This is a genomic window from Bosea sp. PAMC 26642 (assembly GCF_001562255.1).
In the GTDB taxonomy this organism is placed as follows: Bacteria; Pseudomonadota; Alphaproteobacteria; order Rhizobiales; family Beijerinckiaceae; genus Allobosea.
This window is the reverse complement of the sequence record NZ_CP014301.1, coordinates 2,641,380-2,662,240: the sequence shown is the minus strand read 5'-3', so window position 1 is coordinate 2,662,240 and position 20,861 is coordinate 2,641,380. Positions and strand designations below refer to the sequence as shown.

Sequence of the window (20,861 nt, the reverse complement as noted above, 5' to 3'; positions counted from 1 at the left end):
GATAATTGGGACGCGTTGACGATCATCCCGGTGCCCTGTTGTCAACGTAAAGGCTTAGCTGGTATTCACGCAGACTGCGAACTGAGCCGCCCGGGACGTCCGATTACCTAGAGTTGAGACAAGCATGACGTCGATAGCTTTGCTACTCGTGGAGGACGAGACCCTGATCGCGCTCGACCTGGAAGATGCTCTCACCCACGCAGGATTCGAATGCGTCGTCACCAGTTCCGGCCAAAAAGCCCTTGATGAGCTCGAAAAAGACGCGAGCCGGTTCAAAGGAGTACTGACGGATATCCGGCTCGGCCAAGGTCCCAGCGGCTGGGATGTAGGCCAACGCGCCCGCGAGCTGGTGGCGGAGATGCCCCTAGTTTACATGAGCGGGGACAGCTCCGGAGAGTGGGCCTCAAAAGGCGTCCCGAACAGCCTGATGATCCAGAAACCCTACGCGCTGACACAGGTCATCACCGCCATATCGCAGCTCATCACCGCAGCGGGCATGAGCAAAGCCGGCGCGCCGCCTGCCTAGATAGCTGATCGTCAGTGCCGCTATACAAGGTCGCAGATATGAAGATCAGAGCCGCGCGGCGATATATCTCTCACGATGCAGTCTATGTTGGCGTTTAAATGCGCCAGGATTACCTGGCCTTTTCTTGTTAATGCGAACGCGGGCCTGGCGGTGACGATGTACAACTTTCTCCGACAAAGCCTTGATTCGGACATTTGATCAAAATCAGCCAAATCGGGCATGCGGCGGTTGAGCAAAGGTCGACATTCGAGCCTGTGGCCGTCACACGACGTCGATCGCGGCTTATGGCCTATTCTTTTAATTCGGAAGACCAGCCGAAATCGACGAAATCGGACCGATCATCATAGCAATTATTGCCATAGGCTCGCAAATAGGCATTGCGGCGAGCTTGGTCGTAAAAAACTGCGGCAGGATCGGCGGTATCACGCTCGAACCGGCTCTGAGTTTCCCGGGAGACCAGGCTCGGCAGGATATCAAGACCTTGCGGCACCGATCTTCCCTCTAACCAATCGGCGGCGTGTTGAGCTAGAGCATAGCCAAAGATGGGCGAAGCCAAGCTGACGCTGGCCTTATAAGGCCCGCCTTTTTGCATCTCTGCGAAGGCTTCTGGCTCGCCGTCGATGCCGCCGATGAACTGGTCGTCACGTGCGAGACGCGCTTCGCGCAGCGCCGCTAACGCCCCAAGAACGACGGTGTCGGCTCCAAGAACGACATCGACGCGCGAATGCGCAAGCAAGATTGTCCGCATGGTCGCCTGTCCGCCATCTTTATCGACGGTCTTCGGCGAAATGTCAGCGATGACGCGCGCCCCGGGGACAGACTTCAGAGCGGCGCGGATCGCCACAAAGCGCTGCGCGAGGAACTGGTTCGAATCATGCGTCAAAAGGACGACCCGAGCTTCGCCGCCCAATCGGGTCCGAATGTAAGCCGCAGCGGCATCTCCGAGCGCCTTGCCGGTCGCCAATTGAGGTGCATTGAGAATCGTCGTCGCCGGAGGTGGCACGATCGATCCGACATATCCCCCTTGCGCGATGAACTCCCTGATCACGGGCGCAAGAGTGGCGACGTTGATTGGAGCCGCAATCAGTGCACCGACACGATCGGCGAGCGCCCGGCGAACGTGCCCGACCATAGCGTTTGGATCGTTGTCGGCTAGAGCGATCTCAAATGCGAGACCCCGTTGCTTGGCGGCCAGTGCCATCCCGCGCGCCGCGCCTTGGACAAATTGGCGCTGATTGTCCTGCGCGAACACCAAGACCTTACTGAGCCCAGGCGGGACCGTGCACCTCGGAGCATCAGGGTTGAAGTTGCCGAATTTTTTCGGCGTGGTGATGCCGCGAGGTGCCTCTTGCGATCTCCCTATGGACGGAAACGTGGGACCCAGCCCCAGCGCCCCTAAAACCGCCCTGCGCGAGAGTGTCATGCAAATGCTCCGACGAGTCCTGGGGTGGCGCCGCCGCGCTAGGCGGGTTCGACAGACATCACGAGACGGGCTTCCGTTCCCGGATTGCGGCTAACATAATCGACCTCTGCCTTGAGCGACCGCGCGATGGTCGTGACGATCTTGGAGCCCACGCCGGTGCCTCGCGTCGGTCCGCCGGTCGACATGCCGATACCATCATCTTCGACCGCGACGAGGAGCTTGTCATCGAGCTTACGCGCGAGCACCCGAACTTCGCCAGTCTGCCCGCCATAGGCGTATTTGAACGCATTGGTGACCCATTCGGTGATGATGATGCCTAAGCTGATACTAGCATTGGTCGAAACGCGGACCGGTTCGATCTCATGTCTGATCGAAGCGCCAAATCCTCCTGAAGCAAGTGTTTGCTCGAGCTGCGCCAACAGCGCGGTCATGTAGGTATCCAGTGCAACCGACGTGACGTCCCCGGACGTGTAGAGGTGCTTGTGAATCTCTGCGATGGCCTGGATGCGGGAGCCAGTCTCATCCAAGGCGTCCTTGGCGGCTTTGTCCGGGATCGCCTGGCGTTGCAGGCGGATGAGAGCGCTGACGAAAGACAGGTTGTTGGCAACGCGGTGATTGACCTCCGTCAGAAGAACCTCAGCCCGATCTCTTGCCCGAACGAGATCGTCGGTTCGCTCCGCCACCTTGAATTCGAGGCTGGAATTCGCCCTTGAAAGCTCATCGCGGGCCTGCACGATCTCGCGGGTATAGCGCGTGAAGGTGACGACAACCCCGATGACCACTCCTAGGATCAAGAGGCTCGCCAGAATTGTCCCGACGCGAAGCGCCAGGATATTTGTAGTCTGAGTGCCCAGGCGGTCGGTCAGGGCATCTTCGGCTTCGATCACGATGGCGGAAAGAAAGACTTCAACCTCATCCATCAAGGCCTTTCCTTGATTGGTCGCGATGGTTGTCGACGCCTCAGCGACGGTGCCCGCATTTTTGGCCCGCATTGTGCTGTCGAGATCACCGATCCTCTGATCGACCAAAGCCTTCAGCCGCGGCAACATGGCCTGGAAGCGGCCGCTCGAAGCAAGATCTTTCGTCAGCCTCGCAATTTCCTCTTGCGCCACGAGCTTGGCGTTCTCGTACGGCGCCAGGTAGATTTCATTGCTCGTAAGCACGTAGCCTCTTTGGCTTGACTCCGCGGCGAGCAGGGCCTCTCGCACACCGACAGCGCGATTGCGGAGCAAACGCTGGTCATCAACAATCGCAGCGTCGGTCTGGGCTCGCTGGCTTAGCCAGACGGTTGCGCCGACGAGACACAACAGGGCGGCCGCCGCGGTGAGCAGAAAAATCAGAGTGGACGTGACGAGAAATCGTTGTGAGATCGGCATTCCGTCGCGCCTCAAATCCAAGCGCGGCTATCCCGAATAGCAAAACGAGGGTTCATTCGTTCCCACGATCAACAGCGCCGCGGGACTGTAGCGAGAACGGGGCAGCGAGCAATGCCATTTCAACGCATACGCCTGCCGCAGCCTTATTAATCAATCCGGTACCAATGCCGCTTGAAGGCATTGTCACGGGAATGGGCGAATTGAGCCTGGCCGGTTAGGGTAGGGGGCATGCAGCCGAATTCTTACGCCCGTCACCAGTTCCCGCCTGAGATTATCAGGCACGCCGTGTGGCTCTACCTGCGGTTCACCTTGAGCTACCGCGATGTCGAGGAGTTGCGGCGGACACTCTTCGCTGATGCTTGGCGGAACCTATCCACCTTTGCGCTGGAACATCTCCTATGACCCGCTGGTTCGCGCAGCATGCAGTTAGAAGGACCATGTCATGCGCGACGGTGAAGGAAACAAGTTATCGGATGCCGAGGTCGAGAAGGTGAAATCCGCTGAGGTAAAGCCTGCGGATGGCTCGCTCAACAAGGTCTCGGTAGATCTGCAGGTGGGCGAAAAGGCAGCGACCAATACGGACGCGGAGCCTATGCCCCCGACGCCGCCAGGGATTCCGACATTCTGAGCAAGTGAGACCAACTGCCCCGTCGTGTTGCCCTCGGCACGGCGGGGTTTCTGTTCAATGTCGCCACTGTGCATCCATGCAGGGTGAGCCGTAGCGCGGAGAGGCGGAAGCAGCCCGCGCGGTTCCCCTAGTCAAGCTTTCCTCCCAATGATCGGATTGGAGCGTCCCAAGCTTCGCAGGACATGCAGGGCATCAAGCGCTGCTATGTCTTAAGACATGGCGTTGATGCGCCCGTGTTGTTTATCGACCCTAGACGCCACAAGCGTTAGGGTTGGGCAAGGCGGCGCTTCAACAGCTCGTCTCGTTCGGGTCGTCGATGACCTTGGACTACGGCGGGAGCCCAGTGTGACTGAGCCATTGGACAAGCAGGCCCTGACAGGCGTTATCGGGTTGGACGACGTTCTTGGGGGCGGGTTGGAAAGGCGGCGCCTGTTCCTTCTTGAAGGCAACCCTGGTACGGGCAAGACTACCGTTTCGATCCAATTTTTGTCGGCCGGGGCAAAGGCGGGCGAACGCTCGCTCTACATCACGTTGGCTGAAACCGAGGAGGAATTGCGCGCCGGCGCCGCCTCGCACGGGCTGGATATGGCCGGCATCGACATCTTCGAACTCGTACCCCCCGAGATCCTCCTCGACGAGGATCAACAGCAGAGCCTCCTCTATTCTTCGGACCTGGAACTTGGCGAGACCACGAAACGCATCTTTGAAGCGTTCGAGCAGGTCCGGCCCGACCGTGTGGTGCTGGATAGCCTCTCTGAGATTCGACTACTTGCCCAGAGTTCGCTGCGTTACCGACGCCAGATCCTGGCGCTCAAGCATTACTTCGCCAGACAGGGGGCGACTGTGCTGATGCTCGATGACCTCACCACCGACGTCAACGACAAGACGGTGCACAGCGTCGCCCATGGCGTGATCCGCCTTGAAGAGACGTCGCCCGAATACGGGGCGGACCGCCGTCGCCTTCGCGTCACAAAATATCGTGGCCGGCGCTATCGCGGCGGCTATCACGATTTCTCCATCCTCACTGGCGGCGTGCGCGTGTTCCCGCGTCTCGTTTCTGCTGAGCACAAGACGAAGTTCGTCCGCGACGTACTGAAGAGCGGCTCACCCGAACTCGATGCATTGTTAGGTGGCGGCATCGAGCGCGGATCAAGCGTGCTAGTGCTCGGCCCTGCGGGCACGGGAAAGTCGCTCCTCGGCCTTACCTTCATCCAAGGCGCCGTGGCTCGCGGCGAGAGCGCGGCCTTGTTCGTTTTCGACGAAGAGCTCGGGCTTCTGTTTGATCGCGCCAAGAACCTTGGCATCGATCTGCAGGGAATGGTCGATGGGGGCCAATTGTTCGTCGAGCAGGTGGATGCCGCCGAGCTGAGCCCGGGCGAATTCTCCGAGAAAGTGCGCCGATGTGTGGACGAGCATGGCGTCAGGACGGTGATCGTCGATAGCTTGAACGGATATCAGGCCGCCATGCCGCACGAGCAAGCCCTTGTTCTGCATATCCACGAGCTACTTCAATACTTAAACAGACAAGGCGCGACAACCTTCCTCACCGTCGCCCAGCACGGGCTCGTCGGGGACATGAAGTCGCCTGTGGATGTCACATACTTGGCTGACACGGTGATCCTGATGCGTTATTTCGAGGCTCTCGGGCGGGTGCGAAGAGCAATCTCTGTTGTTAAGAAGCGCACGGGCAAGCATGAGGACACTATCCGCGAATACCGAATCGGCGGTCACGGGATCACCCTCGGCGAGCCCCTGGTCAACTTCCAAGGCGTGCTGCGGGGCGTGCCGACCTTGGTTGGCGATAATGCAGCGCAGGCCCAGGTAGACCAGGCGTGAAGCGGTCGACTTCTTCAGAACGTGCGCTGGTGCTGGCTCCCCGTGGGCGGGACGCGGCCATCGCCGTTGCCATGCTAGGTGAGGCGGGCACGGACGCCAAGGCCTGCGTCTCGCTTCCGGATCTCGTCGCGGAACTCGACGTCGGCGCGGCAGTCGTAGTGGTCACGGAGGAGGCGCTGGCGACCGCCGATCTCAATCCCCTCGCCGCGTGGATCGCGGACCAGCAGGAATGGTCGGACCTCCCCTTTGTGCTCCTGACGGCCCAAGGGGGTGGGTTGGAGCGCAACCCGGCCGCGCACCGTTACCTCGACTTGCTCGGCAATACGACATTTCTGGAGCGCCCGTTTCACCCCACGACCTTGGTAAGCCTGGTTCGCGCCGCTCTTCGCGGTCGGAGGAGGCAGTATGAGGCACGGGCGCGAGTCGAAGAGCTTCGCTTCTTGAGTCAGCTGGACGAGGCAATGCGAGGCGCAAGCGACGCGCCAGCCGCAATGCTGACGGCGGCTACGCTGCTTGCAGATCGCCTTGGCGCTTCCCGATGCGCTTACGCCGACGTTGACTCTGACAACGACCGCTTTTTCATTCGCAACGATTACGCTGCACCGGGAATCGCGAGTTCGGCCGGAACGTACAGTCTTGACCTGTTCGGTCCCCGCGCTGCGGCCGAGATGCGTGGCGGGCACAGGCTGGTGGTCCGCGATGTCGCTGCCGAACTCGCTTTAGGCGAGGGACGCGAGATGTTCCTGGCGATCGGCATCTGCGCAGTCGTTTGCTGTCCGCTGGTGAAGGACGGTCGCCTGGTCGCAATGATGGCGCTCCATCAAAGTAATCCGCGCGACTGGCAAACGAGCGAACTGGCCCTTGTGCAAACCATTGTGGACCGCTGCTGGTCGCACGTCGAACGGGTCGGCGCTGAGGCCCGCCTTCGCGAAAGCGAGGAACGGTTGCGACTTGCGACGGAACATGCCGATATCGGCTTCTGGGACGTGGACCCCATCCACGACCAGCTCGTTTGGCCTGCCCGTGTGAAGGCCCTTTTTGGAATCTCCGCGGACGTTCCCGTGTCCATGCAGGATTTCTACGACGGCCTGCACCCGGACGACAGGGAGGCAACGAGCGCGGCCTACGCCGCTGCAGCGGATTCGACACGACGCGCGCTTTACGACGTGGAGTATCGGACTATCGGTAAAGAGGACGGGGCGCTGCGATGGGTGGCAGCCAAGGGCCGCGGCGTCTTCGAAGGCGACCGCTGCATCCGGCTCCTCGGCACGGCCATCGACGTGACCGCGCGCAAGGCTGTCGAGGAGCAATTACGCCACCTAAACGAGACCCTGGAGCAGCGGGTTATGGACGAGGTGGCCGAGCGGACCAAGGCTGAGGATGCGCTTCGCCAGGCGCAGAAGATGGAAGCTGTTGGGCAGCTTACGGGCGGAGTCGCCCACGACTTCAATAACCTGCTCACGATCATCAAAAGCTCGACCGACCTACTCCGACGACCAGGTCTCGCCGAGGAGCGGAAAAGTCGTTATGTCGACGCAATCTCAGAAACGGTCGACCGCGCCTCCCGGCTTACGGGCCAGCTGCTCGCCTTCGCACGCCGACAGCCGCTCAAGCGTGAGGTTTTCGACGCTTCGGAGCGCGTTGGCGCCATCGTCGACATGCTGAACACGGTCGTGGGTTCGCGCATCCGCATCGCTACGGAACTCGGTGCCCAGGCGTGCTTCGTAGAAACGGACGCGAGCCAGTTCGAGACGGCCCTGGTCAACATGGCAGTCAATGCCCGTGACGCCATGCAGGAGGAAGGCACGCTTTCCATACGGGTATGGCGTGCCGCGAGACTGCCCACCGTCACACGAAAAACCGCCCCTTCCGAAGACCACGTCGCCGTCTCGATCACCGATACCGGCCACGGCATACCGCCCGAGAAACTGGATCAGATCTTCGAACCCTTTTACACGACCAAGGAAGTCGGCAGAGGCACGGGTCTCGGGCTTTCCCAAGCCTACGGTTTCGCCAAGCAGTCCGGCGGCACCCTTGCAGTTGAGAGCGAGGTAGGGCGCGGCACCACATTCACCCTATACCTTCCTCTGGTAAAGCGTCCGGCCGTAATTGCCGAGCGATCAGTGGCCGCTGATGCCGAGGCGCCTAAGAAGGGCTATGGACGCCGCGTGCTGGTGGTGGAGGACAATGTCCAGGTCGGCACCTTCTCGACCCAGCTTTTACAGGACCTCGGGTACGAAACCACGTGGGCGGCGGACGCTAACGAGGCGCTTCGACTGATCGAGGAAGTCGATGAATTCGACGCCGTTTTTTCCGACGTGGTGATGCCGGGAATGAGCGGCGTCCAGTTGGGCCAGGAAATCCGGCGCCGCCGTCCGGGCCTGCCCGTCGTGCTCACGTCCGGCTACAGCCATGTCTTGGCAGAAGAAGGTCGACATGGCTTCGAGCTATTGCAAAAGCCATATGCTGCCGAGGAACTGTCCCGTGTTTTACGCCGGGCGACGCGTCGGGGGCAGCGTTAGGGCACGGAAGACGCAGCTACGAAGCGAGGCATTCTTTCAGCGCCTGTTCGACGTTTTGTATCGCATAGGGTTTTGGGAGCACCACACATCCTGTCGGCAGTTCGGCTGAAGTTGCATAGTTGCCGTAGCCTGTCGCGACCACGACAGGTACCCCTCTTTCGCGAAGGGGAAGCGATCAATGGATGCGCCAGCGCCGCCAGGCCGTCGAAGCCCTTGCGCATATCGGTCGGCCCCATGGCGAGATAGACCCGCATCCCGGCGGGGATCGCGATCATCGCCGGTCCAGCACGTCGAGCACCCGCCGCAGCGCGTCCGCGTCGACATCGCGATCGACCCGTAGCCTACGGCCAGAACCGAGCGCGATCTCGATGATGCCGGACGAACGACGGCTCCGGCGCGCGGGCTCCGCGACAGCGACATCGGAAACCGGCGTGGGCGTCACGTCGGTCACGACAGGAGCCAGTTCGACCGGCAGCAGAAGCGGCGCCGGGCTGTCACCGCCCAACTGCCCCAGCTTCGCCTGACGCCGCCATGTGAAAACCAAGCTCGCCGCGACGCCGTTGCGCCGCGCGACATCCGTCACCGTCACGCCAGCGGCGAAACTCTCCTCGACGATCCGGACCTTGTCCTCATAGTGCCAGCGCCGCCGCCGCTCGATCGTGCCCAGAACCTCCGCCCGAACCATCGCCATGACCTTAAAGCTAGACTTAAGGTCGCACCGTTCGGGAAATGCCACCCACCGCGCAAGGCGGCCGAGACCGGACGGTTACCTCCTCAGCCTGGTGTAGTGGTCTGTAGGCGCGAGCCGTTCGGTCTCGCCAGTCCGCATTCGAATTCGGCGCGCTCCTCGAAACGTATTGCATAGCCACGAGGTCGATCGCGGCTGCGAAATTGTTCTGCGCGTTAGAAGTCTCCGAAGCCCTGATGAGCGTCGAGCCAGGCGCAGTGGTCCAGGTGGCTCTGCCAGCCTTGTTGGCCGACATGGGCTAGGCAACGCTCGAAGGCCGGCGGAAGGCGGTCAGCGCCTGCTCGGGAGTACTGGCCCAGCCCGGCTGTCCTGGCGGCTTAGGATCAGGGTCATCGTCACAGCCTTCAGTTTCGGCAGCCAGGATTTTATACCACACCGCCTTTCCGAGGCGTCAGTCTGACTCATTTTGCCGCAGGAACTATCGCTCTCAATTATTGTTCACCTCGGCGATTCGAGGCTGACAACACGACATGGCGAGCAGCAATGACCGATAGCGATGAATTGAGCCTTGCTGAGTTGTCGGCGATTGTGCGCGCTCAGATAGCCAGCATCGAGGCTCTGACAGCGAGCCTGGACGCTGTTTCCGGCCTTGCGTTGGCATTGCAGCAGGGCAAAGCGACCAACGGGTCTGAGCAGTCCTTCCTGCAAGTGCGCACAAGCCATGCACGGGTCGAACGGTCTGGCAGCGATGCTGACTTCCTCGACACCGTAAAATTTGTTTGGTGACGTGCAGCCGATCCAAACCAGGCCCGGCCATCGACCGCGCAATGAGCGTTGCGCATTACCAGCCTGACCATCTCGTTGCCCGAAGATCGGCCAGCGCATGGTCAAGCGATCGAGGTCTGCACGCGACCGAGCAGTCACTAGCGGTCTGCGCTGCCTAGGCATCTCCCCGATTATCGGGACGCAATTTCTGATGCCGGTGTGACCTATCTGCACTGTCGCAGAGGCATCAAAAGGACAAAAACTCCTGACAATGGCAACGCCGTGCTGAAAAGCCGAAAAAGCACGCGATTTCGCGCGTGGGTCGGCGGCGTTTAGTCCGTAGACAGGAGGCTAGTCCGAATGTTGATGTACATCACCCGTTTCAACCTGGCTCTCGCGAAGCTTGGCATCCCTCCAGAAGCGCTCCCTTGCGACAAGCGAGTCGAATTCCAGAGCGCTGGCATCAAAGCGGGCCGGACACCGCATGAAGCAGCTCTCGTCCTGCTTGCCGATTTGTCAGAAACCATCCGAGCTGGAGCCACTCCTGCCCCGATCCCGAGATGGGTGAAACGAGGCAAAGTTGATCTCGCCGACGCCGCGATAGAGACCGCGATTGGCGATATCGGGTGGGATCCAGTGGCCCTGCGCGCTTGCACGCATCGAGTGATGCAACACAGTTGAACTTGGCGATACAAAGTGCAGTCGCAGTAGGACGCAGGGCATCGTCGGGGGGCGCCGGCCATCGGCAGCGCCCAGTTGGCTCTAAACATGTCGCCGAAGGAAATTTTGGGTCCGACTGACCGCATCCGCCAGCGATACGAGCGAAAGTCCATGCCCCTCCCCGGAATAGATATGGCTATCTACGAGCCCGCCTTGCGACTTGATTAAACGCTCGATCGACGCTGCGTTCGACGCGGGGACGATACGGTCAGCATCGCCGTGAAGGATGAGAGTTGGAGGAAGTTTGTTGCCGTCTTCCAAGTCTGCCGGTTGGAAACCAAAATACTCTACGACCGCGCGTATTCTGGTGGATCGAGCTGCAAGCCCAAGGGCCAATGCGCCCCCCAGGGAAAACCCAACCAGGCCGATGCGTCCCGACGCTGGCTGCTCATCCAAAATAGATTCGATCGCTTGTCTCCAAACGACGAACTTTGTGCGGATCTCGCTAAATCGAGCACGGCTATCCCCGGTTGCCTCAAAATAGCGCGGCACGAGGACGGTATATCCAGCCGAGACAATGGTCTGCGCGGCGAACTCGTAGCGGCCGCTGTTCGTCAGGCCATCCGACCCATAAAGCAGGATGATTGTCGGCCGTGAACCGCCTCCTTGTCCGAAGCGGTCCACCGTAATGCCAGGTTGGGCTTTGACCGCTGTGACGGCTCCGGCGGCAGATAGGCCAACCACGAAATCCCTCCGGCGCACGTTGCTCATTCGGCAGCCCAACGCTCCTTCGCCTCGGCCGAAGGCAGCCGCCAAGCGTGCGCGGACAGCAACGACCTGGCTGTCCGCTTTTGGAAGGCTGTAGAGCGAGAAATTTCAAGCAGGACGGCGCCGGACATCTGACGGATCGTATTCAATTCCGCTTTACGGCAATGGTGATTGCCTGCGATCTCGACAGGAAGAAGCTGCTTCATCCGTCGCATCTCGCAGCCTGCCGTTATGGTAGGCTCACAATAGGCATCCGCTTCCTAAACGGTAACGGTGGTTGGAGGCTCATTTCGGTCGATCGCTAGCGGCCCAGGATATCCGTCATCGAAGATTCGAATCGCGCGACCAGTCCACCCGGCAGCCAGCGTTTATCCACGCCGCCCTTGCCGATTAGCCCCATCTGAATCAGCCGGGAACCGAAGCTGCGCTTGGTCGGCTCGCTCACGGTCGGGCCACCTGTTTCCTCCCAAGTAACCCGCAGCGCAGGCTGGACGCCTTCTGTGTCGATCGTCCATAATAGGTCGACCTTGCCATCAGGAACGGAGAGGGCTCCGTACTTGGCGGCGTTCGTCGCCAGCTCATGCAGCAGCAGGGATATCGACACAGTTGCTTTAGGGCCGAGCTCGACAGCGGGGCCATACGCGGAGATCCGTCCGCCATCGCCATGGAGGTCGAGCATTGGGCCCACGACCTTGAACAGCGACGCCGCCGCCCAATCCTGTTGAAGCAGCTGGTCGTGGGCAACGCCCATTGCCCCGATCCTTCTGGCGAAGGCTTCCACCGCATCACGCTCGGTTACGCCCTTCAGCGTCTGGCTTGCGATGGCCTGCACCATAGCCAGCGTGTTCTTCATCCGATGGGTGTGCAGGGCGGTGACAAAACCATCCATTGGAGCGCCGCCGTTTGTGGTCGCGCGGGCGGCGTAAAAGTCGGCCACTGGATAGGCTGATCCCTTTTGGGGTTGGCGGGGATGTTCGCTGTGGAGGTCTACGCGGCGGTTCGTGATTTTGTTTTCATTCAGGGGAAGAGCCGTCGCGAGGCGGCGCGTGTTTTTGGTCTGAGCCGCGAGACGATCGCAAAGATGTGCCGGTTTTCGCTGCCGCCGGGGTACACGCGAACGAAGCCTGCCGAGAAGCCGAAGCTCGGCCCGCTACTGCCGGTGATCGACGCGATCCTGGAGGCTGACCGGGGCGCGCCGGTGAAGCAGCGCCACACGGCGAAGCGGATCTTCGAGCGCTTGCGCGACGATCATGGCTTTGCTGGCGGCTACACCGTGGTGAAGGATTATGTGCGGGTCGGCCGGGCGCGAGGGCGCGAGACCTTCGTGCCGCTGGCGCATCCGCCCGGGCACGCTCAGGTCGATTTCGGCGAGGCGATCGCCGTGATCGGCGGGGTCCGGCAGAAGATCCATTTCTTTTGCATGGACCTTCCGCAGTCGGATGCCTGCTTCGTGAAGGCCTATCCCCGCGAGACAACGGAAGCGTTCCTGGACGGGCACGTCTCGGCGTTTTGCTTCTTCGATGGGGTGCCGCTGTCGATCCTGTACGACAACACGCGCATCGCGGTGGCGAAGATCTGCGGCGACGGCAAGCGCGAGCGAACTCGCGCCTTCACCGAACTGGTCAGCCATTACCTGTTCCGGGACCGCTTCGGCCGTCCCGGCAAGGGCAACGACAAGGGCAAGGTCGAGGGGCTGGTGAAGTACGCCCGCTCGAACTTCATGACGCCGATCCCGGTGGTGGCGAGCTTCGAGGCGCTGAACGCCAGACTGGCCGAGCAATGCCGCCTCCGGCAGGGCGAACGCGCCGGACGGCATGCCGGGACGATCGGGGAACGGCTTGTCGCCGATCTGGCGGGGTTGCGCGACCTGCCGGCCGTGCCGCTGGAACCGTGCGAGAAGCGCAGCGGCCGGGTCTCATCGACCGCATTGGTCCGCTACCGCTCCAACGATTACTCGGTGCCGACCGCTTATGGCTTCCAGGACGTCATGGTGAAGGGCTTCGTCGACGCGGTCGTGATCCTGTGCCGCGGGGCCGAGATTGCCCGTCACCCGCGCTGCTACGGCGAAGGCGTGTTCGTCTCCAACCCGCTGCATTATCTCGCTCTGATCGAGACCAAGCCCAATGCACTCGACCAGGCGGCGGCGCTGCAAGACTGGGCTCTGCCCGAGGTCTTCCAGCATCTGCGCCATCTGCTGGAGGCGCGTATGGGCAATCGCGGCAAGCGCGAGTTCATCCAGGTGCTGCGGCTGCTGGAGGCGTTGCCGCTTGAGGTCGTGACGTTCGCCGTGACCGAGGCGATCACGCTCGGCGCCATCGGCTTCGACGCGGTCAAGCTGATCGCGCTGGCGCGGATCGAGCGCAGGCCAGCTCGTCTCGACCTGTCGGCCTATCCTCATCTGCCCAGGACGACGGTGAGGACGACCTCGGCTGCCGACTATGCCGTGCTCCTGCCGGAGGAAGCGGCATGACCGGCACCACCAGCGACGCGATGCCAACGGGAACGACCAGCAGCACGCCCCAGGTCCTCCTGGCCCACCATCTCAAGCAGCTCAAACTGCCGACGGTGCTGCGCGAGTATGACAAGGTTGCCCGCGAATGCGCGCGTGATGGTGTCGATCATCCCCGCTATCTGCTGCGCCTGATCGAGCTCGAACTCCTTGATCGCGAGCGCCGCACGGTCGAGCGGCGCATCCGGGCAGCGCGGTTCCCGGCGGTGAAGAGCTTCGACACCTTCGACTTCGCCGCCATCCCTGGCCTCAACAAGATGCTCGTGCTGGAGCTGGCGCGCTGCGGTTATCTCCTGCGCCGTGAGAACATCATCGCGCTCGGCAACAGCGGTACCGGCAAAACCCATGTCGCGCTGGCGCTTGGGCTGGCGGCTTGCCAGAAGGGCTTCTCCGTCACGTTCACGACGGCGGCCTCGCTGGTCAACCAGTTGCTGGAGGCCCGCGACGAGAGACGCCTGCTCAAGCTTCAGCGCGATCTGCAGGCGGTCAAGCTGCTGATCGTCGACGAGCTCGGCTATGTACCGTTGTCGCCGACCGGGGCCGAACTCCTGTTCGAGACGTTCTCGCAGCGCTATGAGCGCGGCTCGACCATCGTGACCTCGAACCTACCATTCGAGGACTGGACCTCGATCCTGGGATCGGAGCGTCTCACAGGCGCGCTGCTCGACCGGCTCACCCACCACGTCAGCATCCTGGCAATGAACGGCGACAGCTATCGGCTGAAGCAATCTGCCGGCCGACGGCGCAGCCTCGCCGTGGCGGAGCAAAACCAGGCCACTGCTGAGCACGTCGATCCCGAAACCGGAGAGATCACCACAGGCTAATCAGAAACGAGCACGACGATATGCAAAGGGCCCCGATCGGGGCCCTTTGCATATCGTCCGCCCGCGCCGCCACTGGCCTGCTTTGACTCCGCCCCGATGGCCTGGAATCCGACCGCCGTTGACACATGAAGCTGTGATGAGTCCGTCACATTGCCGAACATTTTGGAATGCATGGCCGGGCTTGATGCGTAGATCACATAGTGAGACTGTGGCGTCGCTTGACGAAGGTGATTTCCAACGAGGGCCGGCATCGTGACTTTGATCGAAGAGATGGCCGGCATCCGACCTCAATCGCCACTGGCGGAGGCGCTGGCGTCCCGCGCCGACATCCTGCGGCTGAGCCAGGCGAGCCATGACGCGGTCCTGTTGCCGAAGGATTCCGGCGGTATCAGTCACGGATTGCGTGCAGCGCTCGCCGCCCGCATGGCGCGCCAGAATGATCAGACCCCCTTGGCCGCGCATTACGACGATCTGCTGCGCCGTAGCGGCGAGATCGAAGCGAGCCCGGTTTCCGCGGCCGATCAGCGGCGCGTCGCCGTGATCGTGGCGCATGCCGATCTGCTGACGCTGCGCCCGCGCGAGGCGACGCGGCGCGACATCGAAGCGCTGACGGAAGCCGGCATCGAAGACCCCGACATCGTGCGGCTCGCGGAACTGGCCGCTTTCGTCAACTACCAGGCCCGCGTCATCAAGGGTCTTCAGGTCCTGCGAGGCGTCAAGTGACCCGCATCCTGCACAAGTTCACCGTCAAGGTCCCGGTCTGGTCGCCCTATATCGTCCCGGTGGATCTCGCATCCGCCACGCCCGAGCAGAAGGCGGCGATGCAGGTCACGCCCTCGAACAAGGGCGTCTCGACATATGTCCTGACGCTGGCGCACGACCCGGAATCGCTTGCAGTCCGTTCGCCGCTCTTCAACCAGATCATGTACGGCAAGGACGGCCTGTCCTCCGCGGAGCGGGAGCTCGGCGCCGTCGCCGCGTCCGTCGTCAACCGTTGCATTTATTGCGCGGCCGTCCACGCATCGCGCTTCAACGGCCTGACCAAGCGCCCCGACGTGATGGACGCCATCTTCAAGGATGAGCGCGACGCCAAGCTGGAACCGCGAGAGCAGGCGCTATTCGATTTCGCGGCCCGGCTCTCTGAAACGCCTGCCGCCCTCGACGATTCAGCGGCAGCCCAGCTGCAGGAGGCCGGGCTGAGCCCGCTGGAAGCCGTGGACCTCGTCTTCTCGGCCGCGATCTTCGGCTGGGCCAACCGCCTGATGCATACGCTGGGCGAGCCGACCGAGCCTTGACGCTTTGGCGTTGGTCTCGAGCCGGCTTAGCCCGTGTGCGTGACGGGGCTGGACGACGAGATCGACCTTACGATGTCGATCACATTAGACGAGTCGATGGCTAGCCACATGGATCTGAGACAACTCGAGGCCTTCGCCGCCGTCATGTCCGCTGGGAGCATCACCGGCGCTGCACGTCTGCTCGGACGGTCGCAGCCTGCGTTGACGCGTCTGATCCAGGACCTCGAAGCCTCCCTCGGCTTCGACCTGCTTCATCGGTCCGGTCCGCGGGTTACGACGACCGAGAAAGGCTTGCGCTTCTATCAGGAGGTGGAGCCGGTCATGGCCTGGCTTCGGCAGCTGCGCGAACGGGCCGAATCCATCGCGCTCGACAAGCCGCGCTCGCTGTCGATCGCCTCGATCGCCTCCTTCGCCGTCGGGATGCTGCCGGCCGTGCTCAGGCGTCTCGACGCGGCCGGACTGCCTGACCAGGTCCACATCCGGACGTCGATCGCCGAGCAGGTCGTGCACAACGTCGCGACGCAGGTGTCGGAGATCGGCATCACGAGCCTTCCCGTCGACCATCCAGCTCTGGAAATCCACTGGATCGGCGAGGCCCCCTGCGTGGCTGCCGTCGCCGCGGACGACCCTCTCGCCCAGGCGGATCGGATTCCGCTGGCGGCCCTGAACGGCCGGCGCCTGATCACCATGGCTAACCCGTTCCGCTGGCGCAGGCGGGTCGATCTCGCGCTGCGCCGACAGGGCGTGACACCGGCGGCCATTCTCGACACCAACACATCCAACACCGCCATCATGTCGGCGCGCGCAGGGCTGGGCATCGCGATCGTCGAGCCGGTAATCGCCTATGGGATGCCGGTGGAGGGTATCGTGATCCGGCCGATCGACGTCACGATCTCCTTTCTGTGGGCAGTGGTCACGCCAAACGGACGCCCTCTCACCCCGCTCGTCTCGGGCCTGATCGACGGGCTGGCCGAAATTTCGCGCGAGACCATCCCTGGCTTCGTCATGCACCCCGCAACCGCGCGCGACAGGCTGACCGCCGACGTGTTCGGCTCGGCCGAGGCCGTCGTCGATGGGCCTTGATCGAGCCGCCGGGCGGATCATGCGGTGCGGTCGACCGTCCCCATCTGACATGAAGGCGTTTTGTCCATGCGCGTAGGCATTCTCGGCGCCGGCGGCGCGGCATTCGGTGCCGCAGCCCAGCTCTCTCTCGGGGGGCACCGGCCGACGCTGTGGTCCCCGTCGGGGCGCGGGACGGCCGAACTGGCGGCGGGTGCGCCGCTGCGCGCCACGATGGCGATCGAGACGAGCTTCCATCCCGGTGTCGCCCACAGCGCCCGGGAGGCCATCACCGGGTCGGACGTCGTGATCCTGGCAATGCCGGCCAACGCTCACAAGATGGCGCTCGAGGCCGTAGCCGAGCACCTGCGGGACGGGCAGGCGGTCATCATCAGTTCTCACGCCTCGTTCGGTGCGCTCTATCTCTCGAAACTGCTCGCGCAACGCCGGATCCGGGCGCCGATCATCGCCTGGAGCACCACCTTGACCACCGGTCGCAAGACCTCGCTGGCCGAGGTCAAGGTCAATTCCCTGCGCTCCAGGATCGACATGGCGACGGTTCCCGAAACGGCGCTCGACGAGGGCCACGCGCTATGCACGCAGCTGTTCGGTGATCGCTTCGTCATTCGCGACGGTCTGCTTGCGATCGCGCTGAGCAATCTCAACCCGCAGAACCATCTCGCGATCGCGCTCTTCAATCTGACGCGGATGGAGCATGGAGAGGTCTGGGGTCAGGCGCAGAACGTCACGCCTGCCGTGGGCCGGGTCATGGAGCAACTTGATGGCGAGAGGCTTGCGATCGCCGACGCGTTCGGGCTGACCGTACGCACCATCCGAGAGCACTACGCGTTTTCATATCAGCTGCCAGTCGCGGGCATCGCCGAGATGAACGCGGAACTGCACAGGCGCGGCCAAGGCGGATTTGGTCCCGCAACGCCCGACAGTCGTTATGTCCTAGAGGATGCGCCTTTCGGGTTGTGGCCGACGATTTTGCTCGGCCGCCTCGTGGGGCAGCCGGCCACGCTCCACGAAGCTGGTTTGACAATGCTCTCTGGGGCGTATGGCCGTAATCTTGCTGAGGAGAACGACCTCCTGCCAGAACTCCGCTTCGCACAAATGTCCCGCGAGGCACTTCAGGAAAGAGCGCGGTCCGGCTTCTAAAGCTCGTCCCGGTCGTAGAGGCCTTGGAGTATCCGAGCGACCTGAGGCCAAACTGCGCGGTCGAGCGAGGCGTCTCACTCCTATCGCCAAACCGTTATTTTAGTCACTACCAGGAAGCAGACGTTTCGGAGGTCCGCAAAGGGCCAACTCCAGAAGCGCCGGGCGCTGGATCGAGACGCGATCGACGCTTGCTGGCAACTTTGACTACCCCCGACAATCGACTGGACTTCACGGGCACGGCACGCATTGGTGTCGCTGGCGGCGCGGAGATCACGCGCGGGTCTTCCAAGAGTACCCTGCCGGCTTGGCGCCGAGGCGGGGTCGCGGTGGTGACGGGGTGAGCCCGTCGCGACCGCCAGGAGACCGCCATGTTTCGCAAAATCCGGAAGACCTTCAGCGTACCATCCGTTGCCCAACCCACTGATCCTGAGCCGGTCGCCGTTGAACAGACGGACGAGGCTGCAGCTACGCCTGCCGACGTCGCCTCAACCGAGGTATCCCGCCTGTCGTCAGCTCCTCGGCGGGACAGCAAGCTCGGCATAGTGCTGGGGCTGCTCCAGGCCGATGAGGGCGTGACCCTGGCCAAGCTGGTCGCCGTGACAGACTGGCAGCCGCATACGATGCGGGCAGCGCTGACCGGTTTGCGCAAGCGCGGATATCTGATCGCCATAGAGAAGGTCGTCGATGCCGATGGCGCCAAGCGCTCCGTGTACCGGATCACTGAGGGGCAGGTGCAATGAGCATGGTGCTGCGCAATCATGGGACCAAGCTTGCCGTCCCTGGCCTGGCTGACGAGGTGGCAGGCCTGGCTGCGCTCAGCTTCGATGAACTGAGGGCACGCTATCGCCGGCTGTATCGCAGGGCTGCTCCGGCTGGCCTGTCACGCGATCTGATTGGACGGCTGGTCGCCCATCGCCTGCAAGAGCAGCTGCTCGGCAAGCTCGATGACGAGCTCGCCCGGCACCTGGCCAAGCTGGCGCGAGGCCACGTGACAAGGCGGCGCATCAAGACAGGCTCGGTGCTGGTACGCGAGCACGATGGCGTCAGCCATGAGGTCGTGATCGTGCCGGGCGGCTTCCTCTGGAACGGCGAGACGCATCCTAGCCTCTCGACGCTGGCCAAGCGCATCACCGGCACAACCTGGAACGGTCCACGCTTCTTTGGCCTGCGGCAGCCGCAGGCGGCGAGGGTCGCACCATGATCCGCGAACCCGCAACCAAGCCGCAGCGCTGCGCGATCTACACGCGCAAGTCGACCGAGCATAATCTCGATCTCGCCTTCAACTCGCTCGATGCCCAGCGAGAGGCCTGCGAGGCCTATATCAAGAGCCAGGCCCATGAGGGCTGGAGCTTGGTCGAGGACCGCTTCGACGATGGCGGCTTGTCTGGCGCCTCCTTGGACCGCGCAGCCCTGCAGCAGCTTCTGGATGCGGTGCGCGCCAGGCGCATCGACATCATCGTCGTCTACAAGGTCGATCGCCTGACGCGCTCGCTTGCCGACTTCGCCAAGCTTGTCGAACTCTTCGACGAGCAAGGCGTCTCCTTCGTCTCGGTGACCCAATCCTTCAACACCACGACGAGCATGGGCCGGCTCACACTCAACGTGCTGCTCTCCTTTGCCCAGTTCGAGCGGGAGGTCATCGGCGAGCGCGTCCGCGACAAGATTGCAGCATCCAAGACCAAGGGGCTTTGGGTCGGTGGCCCAATCCCGCTGGGCTATCGCAGCGAGAAGAAGCAACTCGTCATCGTAGAAAAGGATGCTGCGCTGGTGCGGCGGATCTTCCAGCTCTATCTCGACCTCGGCTCGGTCGGCGCCGTCGCCGAGACCCTTGACCGAGAGGGCATTCGCACCAGGCTGGGACATGGTTTCCGGGTCGGCATGCTCGCCCATCTGCTCAAGAACCGCTTCTACCTTGGCGAGATCGTCTGGCGCGAGGTCTCCCATCGTGGTGCCCATACCCCGATCGTCGCCCCCGAAGTGTTCGAGGCCGTGCAACGTGGTCTCCACACTGCGGCCGTCGCGCGAAAGGGCAGGGCGGCCAACACCGTCTTCACCCTCGCAGGTTTGCTTCATGACGATGCAGGACACCGCATGAGCCCGAGCCACTCCCGCAAGAAGGGCGCGCGCTACCGCTACTATGTCTCGCAGGCGCTGCTCCAGCATCGCAAGGCCGAGGCTGGATCGATCGCCCGCATCTCGGCCCCGGAGATCGAAGCTGTGGTACTTTCTGCCAGCCCACGCCTCGACGAGATCGCAAAGGTATCCCTGCACCGCGATTGTCTGGTCATCGAGCTCCTGTCACCCGGCAACGCCGGTACGAGCGCCATCACAGTGCCGTTCGCCTGGCAACCGCAGGGTCGGCGCAAGGGTGTCGCACATGAGTCTGCGCAAAAGCCTCGCCTCGATCATGACTCCGCGGAGGCAGTCCTCACCGCGATCGCCCAGGCGAAGCGCTGGATGACACAGCTGATCGACGGCTCGGTCGCCTCAACCGATGAGATCGCCACTCGTGAGGGAGTCGGCGAACGCAATATCCGCAAGCTGCTGCCGCTCGCCTGCCTCTCGCCCAACATCATTCGCGCGATAGCCGATGGCACTGCTCCGGCCAATCTCACCATCAGTCGGCTTTCCGCAGCCTTGCCGCATGATTGGGCGACCCAAGAACACCGCATCCTCGTGCACTGACAGTCATCGCAAAGCCGATTAGCCCGCCGCTTGCCGCCGGGCTTTTTCGTCTCCCGCGACGAAGTCGAACCGGTCTGGCGTAAAGCTGCTGCGAACCGGTCTGCGCTCAATCCCCGCGGACTTTGAAAAGGGGGGT

At 62.6% G+C, this 20,861-nt stretch carries 21 protein-coding genes and 1 pseudogene; 16 read left to right on the top strand and 6 right to left on the bottom strand.

The annotated features are described in order from the left end of the window. The first annotated feature begins 124 nt into the window (after positions 1 to 124). A complete protein-coding gene (locus AXW83_RS12855) occupies positions 125 to 526 on the top strand; it encodes a response regulator (RefSeq protein ID WP_066614059.1) in 402 nt (133 codons plus the stop codon). Between the two features lie 289 nt (positions 527 to 815). On the opposite strand, the gene AXW83_RS12850 is transcribed toward AXW83_RS12855, so the two are convergent. Both AXW83_RS12850 and AXW83_RS12845 read right to left on the bottom strand, forming a co-directional pair. Then, the gene (locus tag AXW83_RS12850) at positions 816 to 1,949 is read right to left on the bottom strand and encodes a sugar ABC transporter substrate-binding protein (protein WP_082767101.1); all 1,134 of its coding nucleotides are present in this window, start codon (positions 1,947 to 1,949) and stop codon (positions 816 to 818) included. A gap of 38 nt (positions 1,950 to 1,987) precedes the next feature. Then, complete coding sequence (locus AXW83_RS12845; RefSeq protein WP_066614057.1) at positions 1,988 to 3,325, bottom strand: sensor histidine kinase; 1,338 nt, start codon at positions 3,323 to 3,325, stop codon at positions 1,988 to 1,990. Positions 3,326 to 3,553: 228 nt separating this feature from the next. Between AXW83_RS12845 and AXW83_RS27065 the strand changes: the two are divergent. The 4 genes and pseudogenes from AXW83_RS27065 to AXW83_RS12830 all read left to right on the top strand — a co-directional run. Continuing rightward, positions 3,554 to 3,661: pseudogene (locus AXW83_RS27065) on the top strand (IS6 family transposase); the annotation flags it as partial. Positions 3,662 to 3,767: 106 nt separating this feature from the next. Continuing rightward, complete coding sequence (locus tag AXW83_RS12840; RefSeq protein ID WP_066614055.1) at positions 3,768 to 3,953, top strand: hypothetical protein; 186 nt, start codon at positions 3,768 to 3,770, stop codon at positions 3,951 to 3,953. 345 nt (positions 3,954 to 4,298) lie between these two features. After that, positions 4,299 to 5,789: an ATPase domain-containing protein gene (locus tag AXW83_RS12835; protein WP_066614053.1), complete on the top strand. Its 1,491-nt coding sequence runs from the start codon at positions 4,299 to 4,301 to the stop codon at positions 5,787 to 5,789. Then, positions 5,786 to 8,311, top strand: coding sequence for an ATP-binding protein (locus tag AXW83_RS12830; RefSeq protein ID WP_066614050.1), 2,526 nt, complete (start codon positions 5,786 to 5,788; stop codon positions 8,309 to 8,311). The genes AXW83_RS12835 and AXW83_RS12830 overlap by 4 nt, the downstream gene beginning before the upstream one ends. A gap of 271 nt (positions 8,312 to 8,582) precedes the next feature. Here the strand turns inward: AXW83_RS12830 and tnpA are convergent, their stop codons facing one another. Beyond that, positions 8,583 to 9,002: an IS66-like element accessory protein TnpA gene (tnpA, locus tag AXW83_RS12825; RefSeq protein WP_082767100.1), complete on the bottom strand. Its 420-nt coding sequence runs from the start codon at positions 9,000 to 9,002 to the stop codon at positions 8,583 to 8,585. A gap of 540 nt (positions 9,003 to 9,542) precedes the next feature. Here tnpA and AXW83_RS12820 point away from each other — a divergent pair. Both AXW83_RS12820 and AXW83_RS12815 read left to right on the top strand, forming a co-directional pair. After that, positions 9,543 to 9,785: a hypothetical protein gene (locus AXW83_RS12820; protein WP_066614048.1), complete on the top strand. Its 243-nt coding sequence runs from the start codon at positions 9,543 to 9,545 to the stop codon at positions 9,783 to 9,785. Positions 9,786 to 10,124: 339 nt separating this feature from the next. Then, a complete protein-coding gene (locus AXW83_RS12815) occupies positions 10,125 to 10,445 on the top strand; it encodes a hypothetical protein (RefSeq protein WP_066614046.1) in 321 nt (106 codons plus the stop codon). A gap of 81 nt (positions 10,446 to 10,526) precedes the next feature. Here the strand turns inward: AXW83_RS12815 and AXW83_RS12810 are convergent, their stop codons facing one another. From AXW83_RS12810 to AXW83_RS12805, 3 genes are all read right to left on the bottom strand, one after another. Further along, the gene (locus AXW83_RS12810) at positions 10,527 to 11,195 is read right to left on the bottom strand and encodes a dienelactone hydrolase family protein (RefSeq protein WP_066614045.1); all 669 of its coding nucleotides are present in this window, start codon (positions 11,193 to 11,195) and stop codon (positions 10,527 to 10,529) included. Beyond that, complete coding sequence (locus AXW83_RS27060) at positions 11,192 to 11,398, bottom strand: hypothetical protein (RefSeq protein ID WP_156640009.1); 207 nt, start codon at positions 11,396 to 11,398, stop codon at positions 11,192 to 11,194. The genes AXW83_RS12810 and AXW83_RS27060 overlap by 4 nt, the downstream gene beginning before the upstream one ends. 95 nt (positions 11,399 to 11,493) lie before the next feature. Next, positions 11,494 to 12,129 carry a sensor histidine kinase gene (locus AXW83_RS12805; RefSeq protein WP_066614044.1) on the bottom strand — a complete coding sequence of 212 codons (636 nt, stop codon included), beginning with the start codon at positions 12,127 to 12,129 and terminating at the stop codon, positions 11,494 to 11,496. Positions 12,130 to 12,162: 33 nt separating this feature from the next. Between AXW83_RS12805 and istA the strand changes: the two genes are divergently transcribed. The 9 genes from istA to AXW83_RS12760 all read left to right on the top strand — a co-directional run bounded on the left by istA (position 12,163) and on the right by AXW83_RS12760 (position 20,725). Beyond that, complete coding sequence (gene istA / locus AXW83_RS12800; protein ID WP_066614042.1) at positions 12,163 to 13,662, top strand: IS21 family transposase; 1,500 nt, start codon at positions 12,163 to 12,165, stop codon at positions 13,660 to 13,662. Between the two features lie 20 nt (positions 13,663 to 13,682). Further along, complete coding sequence (gene istB, locus AXW83_RS12795) at positions 13,683 to 14,525, top strand: IS21-like element helper ATPase IstB (protein ID WP_066620442.1); 843 nt, start codon at positions 13,683 to 13,685, stop codon at positions 14,523 to 14,525. Positions 14,526 to 14,777: 252 nt separating this feature from the next. Then, positions 14,778 to 15,248, top strand: a complete 471-nt coding sequence (locus AXW83_RS12790) for a CMD domain-containing protein (RefSeq protein WP_066614039.1) — start codon at positions 14,778 to 14,780, stop codon at positions 15,246 to 15,248. Then, positions 15,245 to 15,820: a peroxidase-related enzyme gene (locus tag AXW83_RS12785; RefSeq protein WP_066614038.1), complete on the top strand. Its 576-nt coding sequence runs from the start codon at positions 15,245 to 15,247 to the stop codon at positions 15,818 to 15,820. The genes AXW83_RS12790 and AXW83_RS12785 overlap by 4 nt, the downstream gene beginning before the upstream one ends. Before the next feature lie 108 nt (positions 15,821 to 15,928). After that, entirely contained in the window at positions 15,929 to 16,903 is a 975-nt protein-coding gene (locus AXW83_RS12780) for a LysR family transcriptional regulator (protein ID WP_168166092.1), read from the top strand. Positions 16,904 to 16,969: 66 nt separating this feature from the next. Further along, positions 16,970 to 18,040: an NAD/NADP octopine/nopaline dehydrogenase family protein gene (locus tag AXW83_RS12775; protein WP_066614036.1), complete on the top strand. Its 1,071-nt coding sequence runs from the start codon at positions 16,970 to 16,972 to the stop codon at positions 18,038 to 18,040. 368 nt (positions 18,041 to 18,408) lie between these two features. Next, a complete protein-coding gene (locus AXW83_RS12770) occupies positions 18,409 to 18,780 on the top strand; it encodes a DUF3489 domain-containing protein (protein ID WP_066614035.1) in 372 nt (123 codons plus the stop codon). After that, entirely contained in the window at positions 18,777 to 19,241 is a 465-nt protein-coding gene (locus AXW83_RS12765; protein WP_082767099.1) for a DUF2924 domain-containing protein, read from the top strand. The genes AXW83_RS12770 and AXW83_RS12765 overlap by 4 nt, the downstream gene beginning before the upstream one ends. Then, positions 19,238 to 20,725 (top strand): recombinase family protein, encoded by a 1,488-nt coding sequence (locus AXW83_RS12760; RefSeq protein ID WP_082767098.1) that lies wholly within the window; start codon positions 19,238 to 19,240, stop codon positions 20,723 to 20,725. The genes AXW83_RS12765 and AXW83_RS12760 overlap by 4 nt, the downstream gene beginning before the upstream one ends. The last annotated feature ends 136 nt before the right edge of the window (positions 20,726 to 20,861 follow it).